The 20,562-nt window shown below is 40.8% G+C and carries 20 protein-coding genes and 1 riboswitch; of the genes, 6 read left to right on the top strand and 14 right to left on the bottom strand.

Features of this window, described 5'->3' with window-relative positions:
• Positions 1-16 precede the first annotated feature (16 nt).
• Both thiD and cytX read left to right on the top strand, forming a co-directional pair.
• Positions 17-814, top strand: a complete 798-nt coding sequence (thiD, locus tag EDX97_RS00675) for a bifunctional hydroxymethylpyrimidine kinase/phosphomethylpyrimidine kinase (RefSeq protein ID WP_128519302.1) — start codon at positions 17-19, stop codon at positions 812-814.
• A complete protein-coding gene (cytX, locus tag EDX97_RS00670; protein WP_128519301.1) occupies positions 811-1,959 on the top strand; it encodes a putative hydroxymethylpyrimidine transporter CytX in 1,149 nt (382 codons plus the stop codon). Before thiD ends, cytX begins: the two co-directional genes overlap by 4 nt.
• A gap of 307 nt (positions 1,960-2,266) precedes the next feature.
• Here cytX and EDX97_RS00665 read toward each other — a convergent pair whose 3' ends face one another.
• From EDX97_RS00665 to cls, 14 genes are all read right to left on the bottom strand, one after another.
• The gene (locus EDX97_RS00665; RefSeq protein ID WP_245977966.1) at positions 2,267-3,574 is read right to left on the bottom strand and encodes an IS4 family transposase; all 1,308 of its coding nucleotides are present in this window, start codon (positions 3,572-3,574) and stop codon (positions 2,267-2,269) included.
• A gap of 289 nt (positions 3,575-3,863) precedes the next feature.
• The gene (locus tag EDX97_RS00660) at positions 3,864-4,148 is read right to left on the bottom strand and encodes a hypothetical protein (RefSeq protein WP_128519300.1); all 285 of its coding nucleotides are present in this window, start codon (positions 4,146-4,148) and stop codon (positions 3,864-3,866) included.
• 23 nt (positions 4,149-4,171) lie between these two features.
• Entirely contained in the window at positions 4,172-4,726 is a 555-nt protein-coding gene (locus EDX97_RS00655; RefSeq protein ID WP_183164210.1) for a hypothetical protein, read from the bottom strand.
• 169 nt (positions 4,727-4,895) lie between these two features.
• Positions 4,896-6,119 carry an NAD(P)-dependent oxidoreductase gene (locus EDX97_RS00650; RefSeq protein ID WP_128519298.1) on the bottom strand — a complete coding sequence of 408 codons (1,224 nt, stop codon included), beginning with the start codon at positions 6,117-6,119 and terminating at the stop codon, positions 4,896-4,898.
• Positions 6,120-6,163: 44 nt separating this feature from the next.
• Entirely contained in the window at positions 6,164-7,762 is a 1,599-nt protein-coding gene (locus EDX97_RS00645; protein ID WP_128519297.1) for an FAD-dependent oxidoreductase, read from the bottom strand.
• On the bottom strand, positions 7,755-8,393 hold the full coding sequence (locus EDX97_RS00640; RefSeq protein ID WP_128519296.1) for an ECF transporter S component: 639 nt from the start codon (positions 8,391-8,393) through the stop codon (positions 7,755-7,757). The genes EDX97_RS00645 and EDX97_RS00640 overlap by 8 nt, the downstream gene beginning before the upstream one ends.
• A 68-nt stretch (positions 8,394-8,461) precedes the next feature.
• Positions 8,462-8,587, bottom strand: a riboswitch (FMN riboswitch).
• A 23-nt stretch (positions 8,588-8,610) separates the two neighbouring features.
• Complete coding sequence (locus EDX97_RS00635) at positions 8,611-10,137, bottom strand: 4Fe-4S cluster-binding domain-containing protein (RefSeq protein WP_128519295.1); 1,527 nt, start codon at positions 10,135-10,137, stop codon at positions 8,611-8,613.
• Positions 10,138-10,207: 70 nt separating this feature from the next.
• On the bottom strand, positions 10,208-10,867 hold the full coding sequence (locus EDX97_RS00630) for an HAD family hydrolase (RefSeq protein ID WP_183164209.1): 660 nt from the start codon (positions 10,865-10,867) through the stop codon (positions 10,208-10,210).
• On the bottom strand, positions 10,854-11,489 hold the full coding sequence (locus EDX97_RS00625; RefSeq protein ID WP_128519293.1) for a DUF4230 domain-containing protein: 636 nt from the start codon (positions 11,487-11,489) through the stop codon (positions 10,854-10,856). Before EDX97_RS00625 ends, EDX97_RS00630 begins: the two co-directional genes overlap by 14 nt.
• A gap of 7 nt (positions 11,490-11,496) precedes the next feature.
• Positions 11,497-12,075, bottom strand: a complete 579-nt coding sequence (locus tag EDX97_RS00620; RefSeq protein WP_128519292.1) for a uracil-DNA glycosylase family protein — start codon at positions 12,073-12,075, stop codon at positions 11,497-11,499.
• Positions 12,076-12,109: 34 nt separating this feature from the next.
• Positions 12,110-12,814 (bottom strand): phosphatase, encoded by a 705-nt coding sequence (locus tag EDX97_RS00615; protein WP_128519291.1) that lies wholly within the window; start codon positions 12,812-12,814, stop codon positions 12,110-12,112.
• Positions 12,798-13,724 carry an NAD-dependent epimerase/dehydratase family protein gene (locus tag EDX97_RS00610; protein WP_183164208.1) on the bottom strand — a complete coding sequence of 309 codons (927 nt, stop codon included), beginning with the start codon at positions 13,722-13,724 and terminating at the stop codon, positions 12,798-12,800. Before EDX97_RS00610 ends, EDX97_RS00615 begins: the two co-directional genes overlap by 17 nt.
• On the bottom strand, positions 13,721-14,329 hold the full coding sequence (locus EDX97_RS00605) for an alpha/beta hydrolase (RefSeq protein ID WP_128519289.1): 609 nt from the start codon (positions 14,327-14,329) through the stop codon (positions 13,721-13,723). Before EDX97_RS00605 ends, EDX97_RS00610 begins: the two co-directional genes overlap by 4 nt.
• A gap of 8 nt (positions 14,330-14,337) precedes the next feature.
• A complete protein-coding gene (gene cls, locus EDX97_RS00600) occupies positions 14,338-15,858 on the bottom strand; it encodes a cardiolipin synthase (protein ID WP_245977968.1) in 1,521 nt (506 codons plus the stop codon).
• An 87-nt stretch (positions 15,859-15,945) separates the two neighbouring features.
• Here cls and EDX97_RS00595 point away from each other — a divergent pair, with 87 nt between their 5' ends.
• The 4 genes from EDX97_RS00595 to EDX97_RS00580 are packed head-to-tail and all read left to right on the top strand — an operon-like array spanning position 15,946 to position 20,547.
• Positions 15,946-18,198, top strand: a complete 2,253-nt coding sequence (locus EDX97_RS00595) for a pyruvate formate lyase family protein (protein WP_128519288.1) — start codon at positions 15,946-15,948, stop codon at positions 18,196-18,198.
• The gene (locus EDX97_RS00590; RefSeq protein WP_128519287.1) at positions 18,185-19,054 is read left to right on the top strand and encodes a glycyl-radical enzyme activating protein; all 870 of its coding nucleotides are present in this window, start codon (positions 18,185-18,187) and stop codon (positions 19,052-19,054) included. Before EDX97_RS00595 ends, EDX97_RS00590 begins: the two co-directional genes overlap by 14 nt.
• 1 nt (position 19,055) lies before the next feature.
• On the top strand, positions 19,056-19,811 hold the full coding sequence (locus EDX97_RS00585) for a DeoR/GlpR family DNA-binding transcription regulator (protein ID WP_128519286.1): 756 nt from the start codon (positions 19,056-19,058) through the stop codon (positions 19,809-19,811).
• Positions 19,798-20,547 carry an N-acetylmannosamine-6-phosphate 2-epimerase gene (locus EDX97_RS00580; protein ID WP_128519285.1) on the top strand — a complete coding sequence of 250 codons (750 nt, stop codon included), beginning with the start codon at positions 19,798-19,800 and terminating at the stop codon, positions 20,545-20,547. Before EDX97_RS00585 ends, EDX97_RS00580 begins: the two co-directional genes overlap by 14 nt.
• Positions 20,548-20,562 lie beyond the last annotated feature (15 nt).

Genomic DNA, 20,562 nt, shown 5'->3' with positions numbered 1-20,562 from the left:
CAAAGGAGGAATTTTTATGTTTACAGCATGTACGATCGCTGGATCCGATTCCAGCGGAGGCGCCGGTATCCAAGCCGATATCAAAACAATGACAACCAATGGCGTATTTGCCACGAGTGCCATCACGGCTTTAACAGCGCAAAATACCACAGGAGTAACCGATATTTTCAATGCCACCCCCGAATTTCTAGGCCATGAACTCGATGCCATCTTTACGGATATTTTTCCCGATGCCGTCAAAATTGGGATGGTTTCCAAACAAGAATTGATTGAAACCATTGCCAACAAATTAAAGCAATATTCTGCCAAAAATATTGTGGTTGATCCTGTCATGGTCGCAACCAGTGGCGCTCGTTTGATTGATGAACAAGCCATAGATGCCCTAAAAACCAAACTATTACCTTTAGCATTGGTTTGCACTCCGAATATTCCAGAAGCTGAATTATTAGCGAATATGTCCATCCAAAATGAGACCGATATGGAAAAGGCCGCCACGATCATTGAATCCACCTATGGTTGTGCTTGCTTATGTAAAGGTGGTCATCAAATCAATGATGCCAATGATGTCCTAGTCGAAAAAGGACAAGTCCATTGGTTTTATGGTAAACGTATTGATAATCCCAATACCCATGGTACAGGTTGTACTTTATCCAGTGCCATTGCTTCCAATCTAGCCAAAGGATATGATCTAGAAACATCCGTTCAACGTGCCAAAGATTACTTATCCAAAGCTTTAGCTGCGATGTTGGACCTCGGCAAAGGCCAAGGACCAATGAATCATATGTTTGACTTGCAGGGGGAATTTGCCCAATGAAACAAACTAGTACTTTTGAGAATGGATTGATCTGGTTTGGAGCTGCCATTTCTCTAGCCGAAATTCTAACCGGTACCTACTTTGCTCCTCTTGGATTTGGCAAAGGTTTATTAGCGATTATCATTGGTCATGTGATTGGTTGTGTTTTATTGTTCTTATCCGGTACCATTGGTGGTACGATGCGAAAAAGTGCCATGGAAAGTGTCAAAGTATCCTTTGGCGACAAAGGCGGCGATTTCTTTGCCGGTTTAAATGTCATTCAATTGGTGGGTTGGACCGCCATCATGATCTATGATGGAGCCTTAGCTGCCAATGGCATTTTTGCGACCGGTCAATGGTTTTGGGCCATCCTGATTGGTGCCTTGATCATTGTTTGGTTATTCCTCGGCATCACCAATTTAGGTAAAGTCAATACCATCACTATGATGGCCTTATTCATCCTGACGATTGTATTGAGCTTTACAATTTTCAAGAATACCGGAACGACCATCCAAACAAATAGTACCTTATCCTTTGGAGCTGCTGTTGAATTATCGGTTGCGATGCCCCTTTCTTGGTTACCTTTGATCAGTGATTACACCAAGGAAGCCAAAAATCCCATTCAAGCAACGGCTGTAAGCAGCATTGCCTATGGATTGACATCTTGTTGGATGTATATGATTGGGATGGGCGCTGCCATTTATACCCAACAAAGTGATATTGCCCAAATTCTCTTAAAAGCCGGATTCGGTGTCATTGGCCTTTTGATCATCGTATTATCCACCGTCACTACCACTTTTTTAGATGCCTATTCTGCCGGTATTTCCACCCAAGCCATCAAGGACGATTGGAATGGCTCTAAGATTGCGATCATAGTGACCATCATAGGTGTCATTGGTGCCATCCTCTTTCCAATGGATGATATCACCAATTTCTTGTATTTCATTGGTTCGGTCTTTGCTCCTATGATTGCGATTCAAATTGCCGATCACTTCATTCTAAAACACCAAACCAATCACAAACTGAACATGATCATCTGGATCATTGGTTTCATTCTCTATCGCTATTTGATGCATGTAGACTTCATTCTTGGAAATACCTTCCCCGATATGTTGATCACCATCCTGTTGTGTGTACTGATCAGTAAAGAAATAAAAAAGAACTAACCCCAATCCAATGATTGGGGCTTATTTTATAATGAAAAACATACAGTAAAAAACACGACTAAGATTATTTTTTTATTCAAAATCTAAAAAAAAGAAACTCCATTTCATCATTGAAATGAAGTTTCGAATCCAGGTAATGATTTCATAGTATGATCATGACGAAAAAAGAAGCGTGAATGCGCAATGCCATTAAGTTAAGAGATGACGAACCATCCAGATACTATTGTCTGGATGGTATTTTTATTTGAAGGCACGACGAAAATTGTAGTATTGCTACTACATTTTAAAAATTATATAATATTAATTGTTAATCATATCGATAGTTAAAAGATACCGGTGATTTGGCTTTCACTTTCCGTTCATTCTGGCGATTAGGACGGATTGGCAGTATTTCTTTAGCTATCAGTGATTCAATATCAGGTGGATTCTTTCCACCTTTTTCTTTTAGGTAGTTACGTATTATATGAAAAGCACGTACATAATTTAATTGATACTCGTATTTTCTGTCTTTTTCTTTGATTTTTATATTATTACTTACTCTGCTGCAGAAATTATATAGAACCAGCTTTGCATAGATTTCCTGCTCTATAAACATTCTTTTCTTTGAATGCAATGTATTTAAATCTAGATGATATTTCAATTCACGATAACTTGTTTCAATCTCCCAACGAAGGTGGTACAGTTCTTTAATATCTTGTATATTGAATTCGGATTCATCTAAATTTGTAATAATACTTTCGTAGGTATCATCACTAATTTTGAAACGTACAACACGACATTCAAAATCAAAATAAGGGCTTCCGTCAAAAAAATCAAATCTCTGATTCTTAGGGACAAACTTATATATTTCAGGATGAGCTTTAATTTCATTCGTTTGTTTAATAGTTAGGGTACGGCGAACATGCATATCAAATTCTGCATCTGGAAAAGGACCAAAACTACGCAGTACGCTTGTTCTAGAATGAATATCCTTTACCCTGATCAAATACTTATGGTTCTTCATACCTACTTTCACAAAAGAATTGATAGATTCATAGCCTCTGTCCGCGATGAAAATAGCTTTAGGACCATCGTATCTATCCACTATTTCATTGAATGCACCATTTTCATTCATTACGGCATTTCCTTGAAGAACAATATCATCATAAGTACATTCCAATAGATCATAGCTTGTATTCAGATGATAGGCGGAGAAAGGTTTATTCGAATTATTAGCCTTATAAAAAGTGGTTTTAGTATCTTTGATAGCACTGCTGATAGGCAGAACAGAACCATCAACAGCGAGAAGGCGATAGCCTTTGTGAAGCTTGATTTTCTGTGTTCGTTCATTGAACATATTGAATAATGTACGGAATGCATCTGGACGAATCTTACTACGTGCCTGTACAAATGAAGAAGCTGTGGGCGTATCAAGCTTATATCCAAACAATTTGAACATTTCATCTTTTAAAGATCCAGACTCTAATAAAAGCACATTGAAAAGAGTACTTCCAAAAAGATGTTTTCTTTTCCGTGTAAAATCCTTATTTGAATCAACAACAAATAGTGAAGGAGAATCATTCATGGTTTTGATGCAAAATTTTAATTGCTTTTTTAACGATTTATAATTGTTCATAAGTACCTCCAAAAACATATACCTATAAACAATTGGCCTATTATCAGAAATGATAATAGGCCACACATTTCAACCTGTATGTCAACAAAAAATTCAAATTTTCCATAAAAAAAGAGGAGCACATTTTTTGTGTTCCCCTCAAAGCCGTCATTTCTTAACTTAATGACATTGCGNCAACCTGTATGTCAACAAAAAATTCAAATTTTCCATAAAAAAAGAGGAGCACATTTTTTGTGTTCCCCTCAAAGCCGTCATTTCTTAACTTAATGACATTGCGTGAATGCGCTTCTTATTGATTCTCTAATTCCTCTAATTTGTCGTAGTTAATAACATTCCCATTCAATTGATCATCGACTAAATGATAAACCACTTGCGTCATTGTTTGGATTTGTTCTTTTAATTCTTTTTCTACCTGTCCATTCGTACCAACAATAGATGATAAGCTCATTAAATCAATGGCACTTTGTCCATCGGCATGTGAAAAATCATCAACGATTGAAAGATATTGTTGATACCATTTATTCGTGACCGGCCGCCGTTTACAGGCATCCTCTAGTTTTTTTGTATGTTTCATAACAGCCTCTTCTGTTCGTTGGTTCAAGAAAGCGACTTTTCACTGACATCACTATAACAATACACCGGCTGATTTTGTGGCTGATTCGCATAGACCTTCAACATATCTCCCGCATGCACTCCAAAACTTGGATCATACGGATCACTCAAAAGTTTTGCTTCGATATAATGATCAGTCACATCTTCCATGCGCACCCAGACCATTTCGGGTGCCAAATTCTCACGATACAATAGGATCTGAATATCATCCGGATATTCAATATTTTGATATGGCCGTACAAAGGGAAATGTACGCGCTTTTTTTATCGCATCTGTCGCCTCGTATTGTTTTAATGCATCAATTTTGGTTTGGAAACGATCATTCAAATCATCATCTTCATCTAAAATATAAAATTCATCATCCATAACTTGTCCAATGCGGATCTTGACAGATATCGCATCATTGCCATCACATAATTTGATTTTCGGATCCTTTTCTTGGACACAAGCCAAAACCTCTAAACTAACACCTGCATCATGATCAATATAGCCATACGTCAGAATATGCGTTGCATCCTCACTACCTGGAAAATTATTCACTGCTTTTCGCAACCACGGTTTCATCTCAAATACGCAAAACTGGTGGTCGACCCCTTGAAATCCTGTTTCCTCGTATTTCATTGCTTTATTCCAACCTCTACTTTGATGATACCATACTTTTTAGCCCACTTCTATCTAAAAAAGGCAGTCCAAACTGCCCTATCTTTGCCTATTGATCAAGACCTTGCATATAATGGTCCATTTCATCCGCAATCTTTTTCGCATCTTCCACCGCATGGACGACCGTTTTGGCTCCGGTTACTACATCACCCGACGCAAAGACACCGGACATTGTCGTTTCGCCTTCTTCATCCACGGCCAAATTGCCTCGTTCATTGAGTTTCAAATCTTTATTGTTGTCCACGATGCGATGTCTTGGCACTTGTGAAACCGCAATGACCACCGAATCGGTTGGCACTAATTGAGCTGTTTCTCTTAAAATTTCCACCTTCCCATCTTCCGTGACCTTCGTATCGCAAATGACCGGTCCTTCATCTTTGACTTCAATCGCAATTTTGTTGAAGGCAAATTTTACCCCATCGATCTTAGCCAATTCATATTCATCTTCATTGGCTGCCACTTTGTTTCGACGCACATAGACCGTCACATCCCGACAACCTTTTCGAACGGCGGTTCGTGCCACATCCATGGCCGAATTCCCTGCCCCAAAAATTGCCGTGGAACGACCCAGATTCACCGAATCGGGATTGTTCAAATAATTGATGCCATAGTGTACATTTCCAAATGTTTCGCCTGGAATCATCATGCGTCTTGGTCGCCAAGCACCCGTACCAATGAAGATGGACTTATAGCCATCCTTGAAAAGATCGGTCAAGGTCACATTGCCGCCAATGGAAAAATTCGGTCGATATAAAATTCCCAATTCTTTCATCTTAAGCGCAATACGATCCAAGATACTATGTGGCAAACGAAATTCAGGAATGCCATAGCGCATGATGCCACCAATCTTATCCCGACTTTCAAATAAAGTGACCTTATATCCACGAGATGCTAAGATCATGGATATCGTGATGCCGGCTGGTCCTGCGCCAATGACCGCTGCCTTCATGCCATTATCCGCTTTTTTAGGAATCTGGACCCGCTCCAACGCTGAATCCGAAATATAATTTTCAATCGATGAAATATGAACGGGCTCCCCTTTGAGGCCACGCACACAATGCCCTTCACATTGTGACGCATGATCACACACCAACGAACAAACAACCGATAAAGGATTATTCTCAAATAACATTTGCGCGGCTTCTTCAACCTGACTCTCTTTAAACAAACGAATCATCTGGGGAACGTTTGTATGAATCGGACATCCCTGCTGACATCTAGGTACCTTACATTGCAGACACCGATTGGCTTCTTCAATTACATGTATTGCCATGGTATTCCTCCTACACCTTTACTTTAAGAGTACTACTACCATCGCTATATCACAAGCTTAGCCATATCGATCCCTGCCAAACGACCTAACGTCTGGGCCATACTGATGCTCTGTCCCGGAATCGAAGTTGTATACTGCAAGCCAAAACGACCTCCGCAACAATTGCCCGACGCATACAAACCGGGAATGGGTTCAAAATTCGCATCCAATACATTTTGATAGGCATCCGTCAAAAGACCACTGACCGTCACCAATAATTTCATGGATTGTCCAAAGGGCCGATGCGAATCTTTATATTGTCCACTCGCATAAAAAGGTGGTTTTTGGATGGGATGCATCAAAAAGGCTTCCTTGCCAAAATCTTCATCTTTACCCAACGCACACAATTGATCATAACGCGCTACGGCCTGGATCATATGTTGTTGATCTTCAATTTGTGGATATATCGTAGCTGCCAAGTCCTCGATTGTATCCGCACACGCAAACGGCCGTACATCCCCAGCCACATCCGTATGGAAGATCATCTCTCCTTTGTGTTGTTGCGCTCGACCCATCAGATTCACCAGATCCTGGACCCGATTCGAATCGGTATAATCAAACGAAGCATGACAGGCTGCCTGATAGGTTGTTTCCGCCAAGATATTCGAATCAAAGAGGCTCCACAACAAGCCATTGGGCTGTTTTGCACCGGGAATGGCCGCTAATACATGGGTGCCAAATCCTTCATTGGAATAGCGTTGTCCATGGGTATTCAAACGCAACGTCGCTGTCGAACCAATCGTATCAAAGCCAGGAAAGGAATAATTTCCACCCATACCGGCATGCGAACGAGGCTCCAAACGACCACCGGCCCAGACACCCATACGGATGCCATCCCCATTCCAGCCATGCCCACAAAAATCTCCCTCATCCACAAGATCCGCCATTTCCGTCAACAGATCTTCGCACATTTGGCGGTTCTTACTATAATCCCCCGCACTTAACAGAATGCCTTTTTTGGCCTTAAGACGAATGTAAGTATGATTGGCTGTTTCACATAAGACTGCATATACACGATGATTGGTTTTTTCCAGCTGCAAAGCCTTGGTTTCAAACAAAAACTGGGCTCCTTGTTCTTTCGCAATCTGTTGATTTTCTTTCATCACTTTGCGCATCAAATCCATACTGAAATGCGGTGTCCCCGTCCAAGAATGAAGATGATCTTGTGCAAGGGGCATATGCTTCGAAGGCGGTGTCATCATCGGATGAATGCTCCTTCTTTCAGCTTCGCTCAAAGGCTCGATCAACCAATCAAACGTTGACCCACAATGCCGGGCATACCGACGAATCAAAGCCACATTCGACCGATTATTTGTACGCAATTGCCAATCCTTCACAAATGTATCAATATCGACTTCCGGTACACCTTGTTCCTTTTGCCATTGAGAATTCATATAGCCCCACTCGCCAATGCCTAAGATCCATTGGGATACATCCTTTTGTTGCTCCACCACAATAACAGAAGCGCCGGCTTCCGCTGCAGATCGTGCCGCACATGTACCCGCATGCCCTGCACCCAAAATGATCACATCCGCTTCTTGTTCTTGTACGATCTTCTCTTTTGGAATCGGTGCAGGTGGCAAAGCCCATTCAAACTTAGGCATGCTTTCGCTCCAAAAACGTAGGATCTGGCTCCATGCCAATCATGGTACGCAACACATTTCCGACTTTTTTATACAACAGATACGTACAGAAAGAGGTCACTCCATGTTTGATCAAATTGAATGGCAAAATGCCCAAGATCATCAAGCTCCAATAATTATGCACCAAAGGATTGGTCATCGATCCCATGGAAACAATCGTATCCATCGAAAGACCAAACATCTTCATATACATAGGAAAGGCCACCCATCCATTTAAGAAAATAGCTAAGATACTGACCCCTATCGTTGAAATCGTCAAGGCAAGGATGGCGCCTTTCTTAGTATGGATCTTACGATAGATCAAAGCCGCTGGTAAGACAAAACCAATCGATCCCACGATGTTCATGGCCTCGCCCACAAAAGCCGTCGTGGTGCCATTGATCATAAGATGCAAAAGATTTTTGATCAAGACGACAAGGCATCCCGCGCCTGGTCCTAAAAAGAACCCGGCAAACAAGGCTGGCAATTCCGAAATGTCAAAGGTTAAAAATGTCGGTGCCAAAGGCAAAGGAAATGTAAATGCCATCAAGATGGCAGCCAAAGCACTCAATAAGGCGATCAAAGTGAATTTGTAGATTTGTGTTTTCTTCATGTTGTCCTCCTACTTTCGGGCCAACAAAAAAGCCCGAAGATCTACCTTCTCCGGGACGAATACTAAAAAAAATTCTTCTCTCATCCGGACTCATGTTTTCACAAATACCGTCGGTACCAGAATTACACCGGTTCATGCTTGCGCTCGCGGACTATACCGCCGGTGGGGAATCACACCCCGCCCTGAAGAAATCTATGCTCGCATTGTAACATACAAATTAGGACAATACAACTTTATAGTCAAATTCATCGATATGGGTAATGCCCATTTTCAACAACATCTGCTTGGAACGATTCACATCTTCAGCTGTATTATAGTTTGGAATATGTGGGACACGGACCACCAAGCGATCTTGATACCCTTGTGCTACTACGAATTTAAGATTACGAATCACTAATGAATTTGTCATACCCGTATACGCCAAGTAGATATCGGGATTCATATCTTTGATGTCGACATACCAAAAGGATACAAATGGCAACAAGAGTGCAACGGCTTCGGTTTTTACATGGAAAGAGGTTTCAATCCCAATATCCCAATGTGGATACATCGTATGGACAGCCTTGATAAAATCAGCTTCCAAAAGAGGTTCACCCCCACCAAACGTAATACCACCACCACTAACATCCTGATAGACACGATCTTTTTTTAAATGATCCGTTAATTCTTTGACACTGATCATTTCAGTAACCGGCAAGATATTGACTGTTGCCTTGTTCAAACAATAAGCACAATGCATCTCACATCGATCAAAGAGCACCAAAGATCGAATGCCAGGTCCATCGATATCTTCGCGAAAACGCATGATTCCTGTGATGCGGGCATAGGGATTCGGTGCCATTTGTGGTTGTTCCTCGGGATTTCGATCCATCAATGCATAAGCTATTTGTTCACAATATGGACATGGCCCTGTACAAATCTGTCGATGCGTACATTCCTTCTCTTTGGCCCATCCCCGTATCCGATGTTTATGTACATATGCTCTTCGTAATTTTCTGAATCGATCACAACATTGATCCGGTTGCTCCCATCGTGGAATCACTTCATGCAAATCATGATGCTCCTTTACCGCATTACATGCCGCCGTTACATCCACCTTATATTCCTTATATCCATCCTGATAAAACCAGATATGGTCCCGATCCGAATGATAAAGAGAAAAATGGATACTATTGACATCCTGCATCATCTGTTCGATCAAAAGCTGTCGTGCCGTCCTTCTATCTGTTTCACCACTTCCTGCTTCTATTAAATCTTTTTCATTGTATATATGGATGGAATCCACTTCAAAATAATAGGGGAAAATACGCGCCATGCCATCGGTAACGCCCTCACGCACATCATAATTGCCCAAAGCACAAACATGAAAATGATAAGGAAACTGTTTCTTATATTCACGAAACAGATCATAGAAACGAAGTTGTGCATCGATATCTTCGATCAAAAAAACAACATCATCCTCTTCTTGTATCTGTTCAAATATTTCCTTTGTATGCTGCTTAAAATACGATTCAATAGAAGATGAAAGATCAAAATCATAGTATCTACCACATTGAAAAAAATCTTCTTCTATTTTCTTGTTTTCATACGAAGTAAAAAGCCCTTTTTTAAAAGCTTTCATTCGTCCATAGCTTCCCAACAAAGAATACACATCTACCTTTGACACATCCAAACGATCGATCAAATTATCAAAATGAAAATAATCATCCAAATAATAGAATACCTTTGTTTTACGTGCTGTCATTTGAACCACCCACTTATCCAACTACACCTTATCATAGGATTTGTCCAATTTTAAAGACACCAAAAAAGCCTTAGTCGGTATCCAAATAAACTAAGGCTTCCTTTAAATTTTTACAGGTCATCCATGCTCTTTCTTTATCTTGTGTCGTTGGTTCTATCAAATCGGCAACATGGATCACAGGAATATTGGCACGATATGCCGCTTCTACCCCAATCGATGAATCTTCAATGACCAATGCTTGATCGGGTTCTAGATGAAAGTGTTCCAACATTTTCTGATAGATTTCTGGATGTGGTTTTTTATGTTCGATCTCATTACCACAAAGTAAATGATCGATGTCATCCCATAGCTTTGCCTTTTTTAATCGATATTCGGTCTCTTTTCGATGGGAACTCGTAGCCACACCCAACCATAAACCATGTTCTTTGACCCACGCAAACCATTCATAAGCACCCGGTTTGACAGGAACCTTTTCATCAATGGTCGCATTGGCTAACTGTCGCCAATCGGACACAAACCGATCACGAATGGCAGGATCCAACATTTCATCATAGATGCGATCTTCCGCTTCCTCACTGATTCCAACCAAACGATGAAACAAACGCTCTTCTAGACCTGGCATATGGTACTTTTTACTAATGATACCTAACGTTTCCTTCCAGAGCCTTTCACTATCCAATAAAGTACCATCCACATCAAAGATGATCAATTTCACTTTATTTAAAGACATATGTATAGTCATCCTCTGGATCGGCCTGCTTCACAAATGCTTTTAACATCGTTTCCGCATTTTTCTTGGCTTCCGTCTTGATACCATTCGCAATCGCTTGTTTACGCGCATCTTTTTTCATTTGATCCAATGCCTCATTGTTTGTCGTCAATGTGATCGGTGTAAATATACTTTCTTGTTCATGATACACTTTAAACGAATCCGTATCGATTTCCGTACTTAAGATCTTGCACTTTGGCATAGTGAAAGTCACCGTTTTCGTATCCGCATCCATCGTATATTTGATCTTTTCAAAATCATATCCCGCTTTCACTCTACAATCATAACTATAGACATATTTGGTTTGTGTAAACGGAATCTTCAACGAACCAAACAATTTCTGTGACTGATCAACTGTATTGACTGAAGTTACATAGGCATCTTGAGTTGCCAATTCTCCTACATTTTCTAAACGCAATTTCACTGCTCGAGTCGTAATTTCCGCTTTGTTTTCTGGAAAAAATCGTTCTTTCACAAATGGTCTGGCAATCGTAACACCAAGCGCAATGATCAAGACAATGATGATTCTCTGATACATGATTACACCATCTTTACTATTTCTTCTCTTCGTTACTTTTTTCATAAAAACCTCATCTTAAAATATGTGCAACTCTATCCTTTAATACTGGTACAACTTCTTCTTCAAACCATGGATTCTTTTTCTGCCAACGAAAATTCAATGGACTTGGATGGACAATCGGAAAATAGGTAGGCAAATAGTTTTGATAATTTCGTACCGTTTCTGTTCCATTCTTTTCCATCTCTTTGCCTAAATAATATTTCATCGCATAATTCCCTATCAAGATCGTCAATTGAATTTGTGGCATACATGCCAATAACGATGCATGATATTCTTGCGCAATGAACTTTCGCGGTGGCTTATCCCCCGTTTTCGCTTTTCCCGGATAATAAAAATCCATCGGTACGATCGCAATGTCTTTGGAATAAAACGTGTTCGCATCGATTCCCATCCAAGCCATCAATTTCTCCCCCGACTTGTCATGAAAAGGAATCAAAGATTCTTCTACTTTTTTTCCTGGTGCTTGTCCAATGATCAAGATCTTCGCTTGGGGATCCGCTTGAAAGATGGGCGGAATATCCCGTTGCGTATAGTCTTGATTTCTTGGATCTGTCATCAATTCTTGTTTGATTTCGTCAATTGTTTTCATAGTACCCATAGTATACAAAAAAAAGAGCTTTTCATCAAAATAAAAAGCTCTTTAACTTCTCTGGATTGGTATTTAAGACCAAACTTGGATCAAACCCGACCGATTCCACAAGCGCTTTGGCTAAATTCAATTCGCCAACTTGACTCGGATCATGCGCATCGGAATCAATAATGACAGGCACTCGCCTTTTTTGACACAACGAGAGCATCGTTCGATAATTTTCCAAACAATTCCATCGCTGATCGACCTTTTTTAACGAACTATTGTTGACCTCTAAAGCCACATGATATTGTTTCGCTGCTTTGACCAATCGCTCATAATCTAACGGCGTATGATCATCATCCGGGTGCGATACGATCTTCACCTTTTCATTTTTCATGCACGCAATCAAATTGGATGTATTCTGCTCTTTTCCGGCATTTTCATAACATTGCACATGGATCCCAACGATCGCATAATCCAAATGATCAATATACGATTGGGCCAACGATAAGGTCCCATCCTTTAAGACATTGATCTCACTGCCATGATACACTTGAACCCCATATAATTCTCGAGGGACAGCTTGTAGATTGTTATAGTAAAACGGATCCACCGTACCCGGTATGCCCGGGGCATGTTCGGTGATCCCGATCATTTCTAAACCTTTTGCTTGTGCGGCTTGCGCCATTTCGCGAATCGTACCATACGCATGTCCGCTCACCAGCGTATGCATATGCATATCACCAATCAAATCCATCTTTTATCATCTCCATATCTTGAATGGTTTCTTGCCACAGTCGTGGCTGGTATCCCAAGTCAACCGTTGCCTTATGATGACTAAATTGCGAAGGAGACTGTAACGTATAAAGCGCATAGGGACTCATATTTGGATACAAATGCTCGATCATTGGCGCGATCCTTTCTAACCATTTAGCCGATATGACTTTGGGTTCTTTATGCGTGATAAACCGCGTCAAATCAGCCATCGATATTTCATGCCCATTCACAATATAAACGGCATGATCTCTTCCCTTTTTTTCCGCTTGTAAGACAGCCAAAGCCACATCGCGCACATCCACAAAATCATACCCACCCGAAACGGTGATTGGCCACTTTCTTTTCATCATTTGATGAATCACTTGGACCATATGATTCTGTCCCAATACATCCCCCGGACCGATGATGCCCGAAGGCAATAACACGACGACGCGAAGATCACTTGCCAATACATGCCGAATCGCTTCGGCCTTGGATTTCGCATATTGTCCTACCACAAGATGGGGATCAAAAATCAAAGGTTCTGTCATGATGCCTGCTTTTTCTTGCATGGCATGGACCGAACCAATATAAATCATCTTGGTGATGTGATGCTTTTTGGCAAGCTCCAATACATTTTGGGTACCCCATACATTGGTTTCCCACACACTGGGATCGGGTTTGGTGGCAATGGATATCTTCGCGGCACAATGAATCAAGACCACTTCATCATAGCCTTCCCGATCAAAGAAAGGCTCTAAGGCTTTTTTATCACATACATCCCCCACATAGGCATTTGGCCATCGATCATCTTTATGATGGATCCATTCGCGCACATCACCCGATAAATAGTTGCGGATCGTATGTCCCAAATGCCCATTGGCACCCGTCAATAAATAGAGTTTTTTCATCCCTCCAACAACCATAAAATGCCCTTCGCCGTTCTTTGATCCGTATCCTTGAAATGATTGCCGGGATTCCATTCCAAGATGGTTCGAATGCCTTGTTCTTTCATCTTTTCATACGTCGCTTCCGTATTCACTTGGACTTGTTTCATCAAAGGATGACGCGTCTTTGCTTCCCGATCCCCCAACGAAAAATAGATCGCATCTGGTATTCGTTTCATGGTTGCCTCTTGTACAAAGTCCAGCCATCCTTCAAACCAAAACGATCCCGAAGCACTCATGATCTTACGATAGGTATCCGTTTGATACGTCGCATACAAAGCCATCAGACCAGCTAAGGAATATCCTGCCAAATAGGTTTCGGTTCGATCATAACCTGGTAAGATCTGATCAATTTCCTGGATTCGATCCTTTGCCTTGCCATCAAACCCCTTGGCCGGCCAAGGACTACAATCGTTGTCCCAATCCAGATCCGTAATTTCTAATATCTGAAATGGATGATCCGTTTGTGCTTGAACATGTTCAAATACTTTTTTCCCTTCTTGTTCAAAAGTAGGTAAGACCACCAAGGGACTGTGTGTCGATTGATGAATAAATCGTTGTGTTTTCATACATCTCCTTACAACATCGGGGCAAAAATCCGCAAGATTGATAAAATGAAATTACGGAAGACCCCCAATTTAATATTTTCTTTATGCATTTGATCACAAGCTTTCAAGGTCATCTGCATATCTTGTACAACTTCTTGGACCGCTTCATTCTTAAATAATAAGGTCCCATTTTCAAAATGCAGATATAAACTCCGATAATCCAAATTGATCGTACCAACCGTGGCAATGCGATCATCCGATACAAACACTTTCGAATGAACAAAGCCTGGACGATACTGATAGATCTTAACGCCACCATCCATCAATTGTTTATAAAAACTTCGTCCAATGTCCCAAATTACTTTTTTATCGGGTACACCCGGTAAGATCAAACGTACATCGACCCCTTTTTTCGCTGTATGGATCAACGTATTGACCATGCTTGAATCAATGATTAAATACGGAGTCATGATATAAACATACCGGGTTGCTGAATTTAAGATATCTTCATAAATACATTGTGAAGTCAATTCATCATCCAAAGGCGTTTCCGCATAAGGCGCAACAAATCCAGAAGATGGCATCTCATGTCCTTCCACTTGAAAGATCGTATAGTCATTATCTTCATGGCGCAAGGCATTCCAATTGGTCAAGAAGATCTTGAGATACCCCCATACGGCAGGTCCTTCCAACCGAATCACATTGTCTTTCCAATGACCAAAACGTTCCTTTTTATTGATGTACTCATCCGCTAAATTGATACCACCCGAATAACCAATCACTCCATCGATGACCATGATCTTCCGATGATCTCGATGATTCATGACAATATTCAAAGCCGGATTGATGCGATTGAAAGAAGTCGCCTTGATACCCTTAGCTTCCAATTCCTTCACATAATCAAACGGTAAGGTATTCATGGAACCCATATCATCATACATGACCCGGACTTCCACACCTTCTTTGACCTTTTCTTCCAATATTTCCAACATCTGATTCCACATACGACCTGGCTCTATGATGAAATATTCCATAAAGATATACTTTTTGGCTTGTTTCATATCGGCCAACATATGCGGAAAGCCCAATTCGCCTAAAGGATAATAATTGGTTTGCGTGTTTTTATAAAAACTAAATCCTTCATTGGGAATAAATCGAAACAAACTCGCTAAAGATGGTTCACTCGCCACCAATTCTTGAAAGACATGGGGATCTTGGTAGGCATAACGCTCTGTCTTCTTTTCTTCTTTGCGAATACTTTTAAACGTACGTGAAGAAACTAAATTCAAGATCAAAAATAAATAGAGTGCTGTACCACCCACTGGAAATAACAGGATCAAGATGATCCACATCAAATCACTCGATAAATGACGACTATTGCGGATGATTGCCAAAACAACCAAAACGGATAATACTCGCAAACCAATCGAGATATAGCCAGTAACCGCTGGGAACAAACTACACAACCAAACTAGAATCAAAATTTCAAAAACGATCACATACAACATGACCATCATTCGACTTAATAAGACTTTTTTTACTTTTTCCATAGTTGTATTGTATCACAAACACTTTATATATTTGTGGTTGTTTTTGAACGATTTTGGCTTATAATGAACGTGCAAGGAGGTAACCCTATGTCCCATGTCAATATTGATGGCGAACAAAATGTCGAAGTTTCTCGTAAGATCCCTTGTGAAAAATCCATCGAAGAACAACTCAACATCATGATTGCCTATACCAACGCATACAAAACCCATCTACATAATGACAAAGCCCATCGTGAATTGGCTTGTTTAAAAGTCATCTATCCGCGCTTATTCCGTTCAATCGAACCCGATGATCGCATTGCCGGTCGGTTGGATTTTTTACCGATTGGCTTTGGTTCGGTCACCAGTTTAGGTGGTGTTGGTCATTATTGTGTCTTCCATAAACTGAGAGCATTCAAAGCCCAACTACAAACTGAACAAGATAAAGCTATCGTCGATCAACTCTATGATTTCTGGCAAGACCACGATGTCAAAACCATCTATTGCCAAGACATCTTAAATGACACTACGACCGGCCGGTTTATTGATTGTACCTATCCATTCATGGCTACGGCTCGTTTATCCGGGATGATGTTGAATTATGAAAAACTAGTCAACCTAGGTCTACCTGGTCTATTTGCCGAAATACAGAAACAAGAAGCCAATGATTTTATTGATGCATCGATAGGTGCCCTACATCTATTGGAAGATGTGATCGATGATCAAATCGAAAAAGTGAAACAATCCAAAGTCAAAGATCAAAAGCGTATGATCAACGATTTGATCTACATCAAAGATCATAAACCAAAGACCTTCCATCAAGCCTTACAGCTTTTCTGGTTGTATGCCCTCTGTGCTGGTTGTATCAACTACGGTCGCTTAGACATTGTCTTAGGTCCTTTCCTACAACAAGATCTAGATAATGGCACCATCACTTGGCAAGAAGCCTATGAAGACATGCATTCGTTATGGACATTGATTGAAAATCGGCGAACTACGGTCAATGGCCGCATCATTGTCGGTGGTAAGGGTCGCAAAAATGTAAAAGCTTGTGATACCTTTACTCGTCTTTGTTTGGAAGTTTGTAGAAACACGCGCTATGTGGAACCACAATTTACTTTGCGTTTTGATAAGAATACCCCACAAGACATCTTGGATATGGCCTATGACTGCATTGCCGATGGTGCTACCTATCCCACTTTATACAATGATGAAATCAATGTGCCTGCCGTTGCCTATGCGATGCGTTTAGATGAAACCATTGCCGAACAATATGTTCCATTTGGTTGTGGCGAATATGTGATTCAAGGCAAAAGTGTAGGCACACCCAATACTTTATTGAATTTATTGAAGATCCTTCAAATCAGTATGAATCAAGGTATCGATCCGATGGACCACACATACAAAGCCGGACCGGTGCAATTAAAACCCATTCATGAACTGAAAACCTTTGATGCCTTTTATGATCAATACAAAAAACTCTTAGACTATTATTTTGATCTAAGCATCGAAGCCCAAGTCCACAGTTACACCATCATGAATCAAGAAGTTTCATTCTTATTTCCTTCGATTTTGATGGATGACTGTATCCAGCGACGTAAAGCCCTCTTAGATGGTGGAGTGGAAATCTTAGGTGGCACCAACGAAACCTACGGTAACATCAATACCAGTGATGCTCTCTATGCCATTAAAACTTTGGTCTATGATCAAAAGAAATATACGATTGATCAATTGAATGAAGCAGCTTTACATAATTTTGAAGGTAAAGAATCTCTTCGTAAAGAGTTGGTCAACTTGCCAAAATATGGTAACGATATAAAAGATGTGGATGAAATGGCCAATGATCTCTATGAATACGTCGCCAAAGGCATTCGTAATCGTGGAATCCAAGCCGGACTGGGTTATTATTTGATTGTTATTTCCAATAATCAGACGAACACCGATTGGGGTCATCAAACCGCCGCTAGCCTGGATGGTCGAAAAGCTGGTGTCTATATGAATCCAGCCAATAATCCGCAAGGTGGCGCCGCCAAATCCGGACCTACAGCCGTATTGAATTCGTTGTCTTTGTTTGATGCCAAATATCATGGTGGCAGTGTTCAAAACATCAAATTCACCCCAAAGATGATGCATAAAGATGCTGACAAGATCAAAGCGTTATGGCATACGTACTTTAAAAAAGGGGGATGCCAATTGATGGTGACCGTGGTCGATCATGGTACCTTGGAAGATGCGCAAACACATCCTGAAAAGTATCCCGATCTAATTGTTCGGGTTGCTGGTTATAGTGCCATCTTTGTGAACTTAGGCAAAGACGTACAAGACGAATTATTATCGAGGACCTTATATGAAAGTTTCTAATATTGAACGCTTTGCGACCCATGATGGACCGGGCATCCGCACCACCGTCTTCTTAAAAGGTTGCAGTCTCCATTGTCCTTGGTGTGCCAATCCAGAAACTTGGACGGTACAACCGGTTCTAATGCATGATGAAACCAAATGTGTATTGTGCCATCAATGCGAGAAACATTGTTCACAACAGGCCATTTCGATTCAAGACCAATGGACATGGGATAAAGAGAAATGTACCTATTGTCAAACCTGTATTGATACATGTATTCCCCAAGCGTTATCCATGAATGGCAAAGACATGACTATTGATGAAATTTTAGAGGAAGTCTTAAAAGATCAAGACTATTATGAAGAATCCCATGGTGGCATGACTCTTTCGGGTGGAGAACCCTTGTATCAATGGGAAGAAGTCTATGAATTATTGAAACAAGCCAAAGGGGAACAATTGCACATTGCGATGGAAACTACGGGTCACTATTCATGGGATCAGCTTGAAAAAGCTTCTTCCTATGTTGATTTATTTTTATTTGACATCAAACATCTCGATAAGAATAAGATGAAAGCTTATACCGGTGCCAATCTAGATCGCATTCTCTCTAATTTTGAACGATTGGCTCAAACCCGTGCCAAAGATATCATCGTGCGTGTGCCTGTCATTCCTGGTTTTAATGATGATATATTACAGGACATTATTACCTATGCGAAAGCCCATCAGGTGCAAGCTGTTCATTTGCTTCCCTATCATTCGATGGGAAAGAAAAAATGGCATCAATTAAACAAACCTTATAAATATGAAAATCTTGACATGATGGATGAAGCAACTTTATCCATCTATGCATCGGATTTTGTCCAGATTGGAGGCTAATATGATCACCAAAGAACGACAAACCCGGATCTTAGAAATGGTCCGTAATCAATCTTTTGTATCTGTCAAAGAATTGATGGATCAGCTTCATGCTTCCCGCTCATCCATCGTCCGTGATCTGATTGAATTGGAGCAACAAGGCCTTTTGGTTCGCGAACGTGGCGGTGCCAGTGCCAATCGAGTCTATCAAGAAATTGCCACGGAAAAGAAAGCACATATTCATGTTAAAGAAAAACAGTGCATCTGCGCCCAAGCCGCTAAAACCATCAAAGAAAATCAATGTATCTATATCGATAGTGGTACAACCACTTCCTATATGGTCGAACACATCGCCGATAAAGATATCTTATTGGTGACATCATCGACCTATTTGATTCATCAATTGCCATTGACTTTTCAAGGCCAAGTCTTTCTACTTGGTGGTCAATACGATCGTCGCTTAGATACCGCCTTAGGATCGACCACTTTAGAAATGGTCTCCCACTTCCATTTTGACCATGCCTTCTTAAGTGCCAATGGCATTGATCTAAAAACCCAAGAAATTTATACGGCCAATACCGAATTAGCGACTTTTAAAAAAGCCATCTTGAAACAAAGTACCCAATGTGACTTATTGGCGGATGCCTCCAAATTTGAAGTCAAGACCCATTGCACCTGGGCCTATATTGATGATTTCGACACCATCTTTGTGGATAATGGTCCGAAATATAAACCATTTACAATTTGTCAAAAAGGAAACAACTATGAAAACAAATGATCCAAGAAAAAAAGCAATTCTCGAAAGTATGAAAGGCGGTTTGATCGTATCGTGTCAAACCCAAAAAGATGATCCTATTTATACGGATACCATGCACATCAAAATGGCGCAAGCCGCTGCCTGGGCTGGTGCTGTCGGCATTCGTGCCAATTCCCCAGACCAGATCAAAGACATCAAAGAACATGTCGATTTACCAGTGATTGGTTTATGGAAAGTCTGGCATGATGACACCGATGTCTTTATTACGCCAACGATGAAAGAAGTTAAAGCCATTTGGGAAGCCGGAGCTGAAATCATCGCTTTGGATTGCACCAAACAAAGAACCCATGAAGGCACCATTGCCTGGAATCTATTAGACCAAGCCAAAAAAGAAATTCCCGAAGCGATCTTCTTTGCGGATGTATCCAATTATGAAGAAGCCTTGCATGCGATCGAACATGGGGCCGACATTGTTGCACCGACTTTATATGGCTACACCAAAGAAACAGCCAGTATCGAAGAACCCAATATGCGTGAATTTGCTCGCATGTGCCGTGATTTCAAAGACGAAGCCTATGTCATGATGGAAGGTCATATCTATACCCCAGAAGATGCGATGAAATGTATCTTCTTAGGTGCGCATAGTGTTGTCGTTGGTTCCGCTATCACCCGTCCGCATCTAACGGCCAAACGATTTGTGGATCTATTGAGTGGCTACCAAGACAATTGGCGTGATGCCGAAAAAGCTAAACACTAAACAAAAAGAGTGTAA

The sequence above is a fragment of the Absicoccus porci genome, assembly GCF_003725415.1.
GTDB lineage: Bacteria > Bacillota_I > Bacilli_A > Erysipelotrichales > Erysipelotrichaceae > Absicoccus > Absicoccus porci.
The sequence above is the reverse complement of the archived record's forward strand: the minus strand, read 5'-3'. Positions and strand labels throughout refer to the sequence as shown.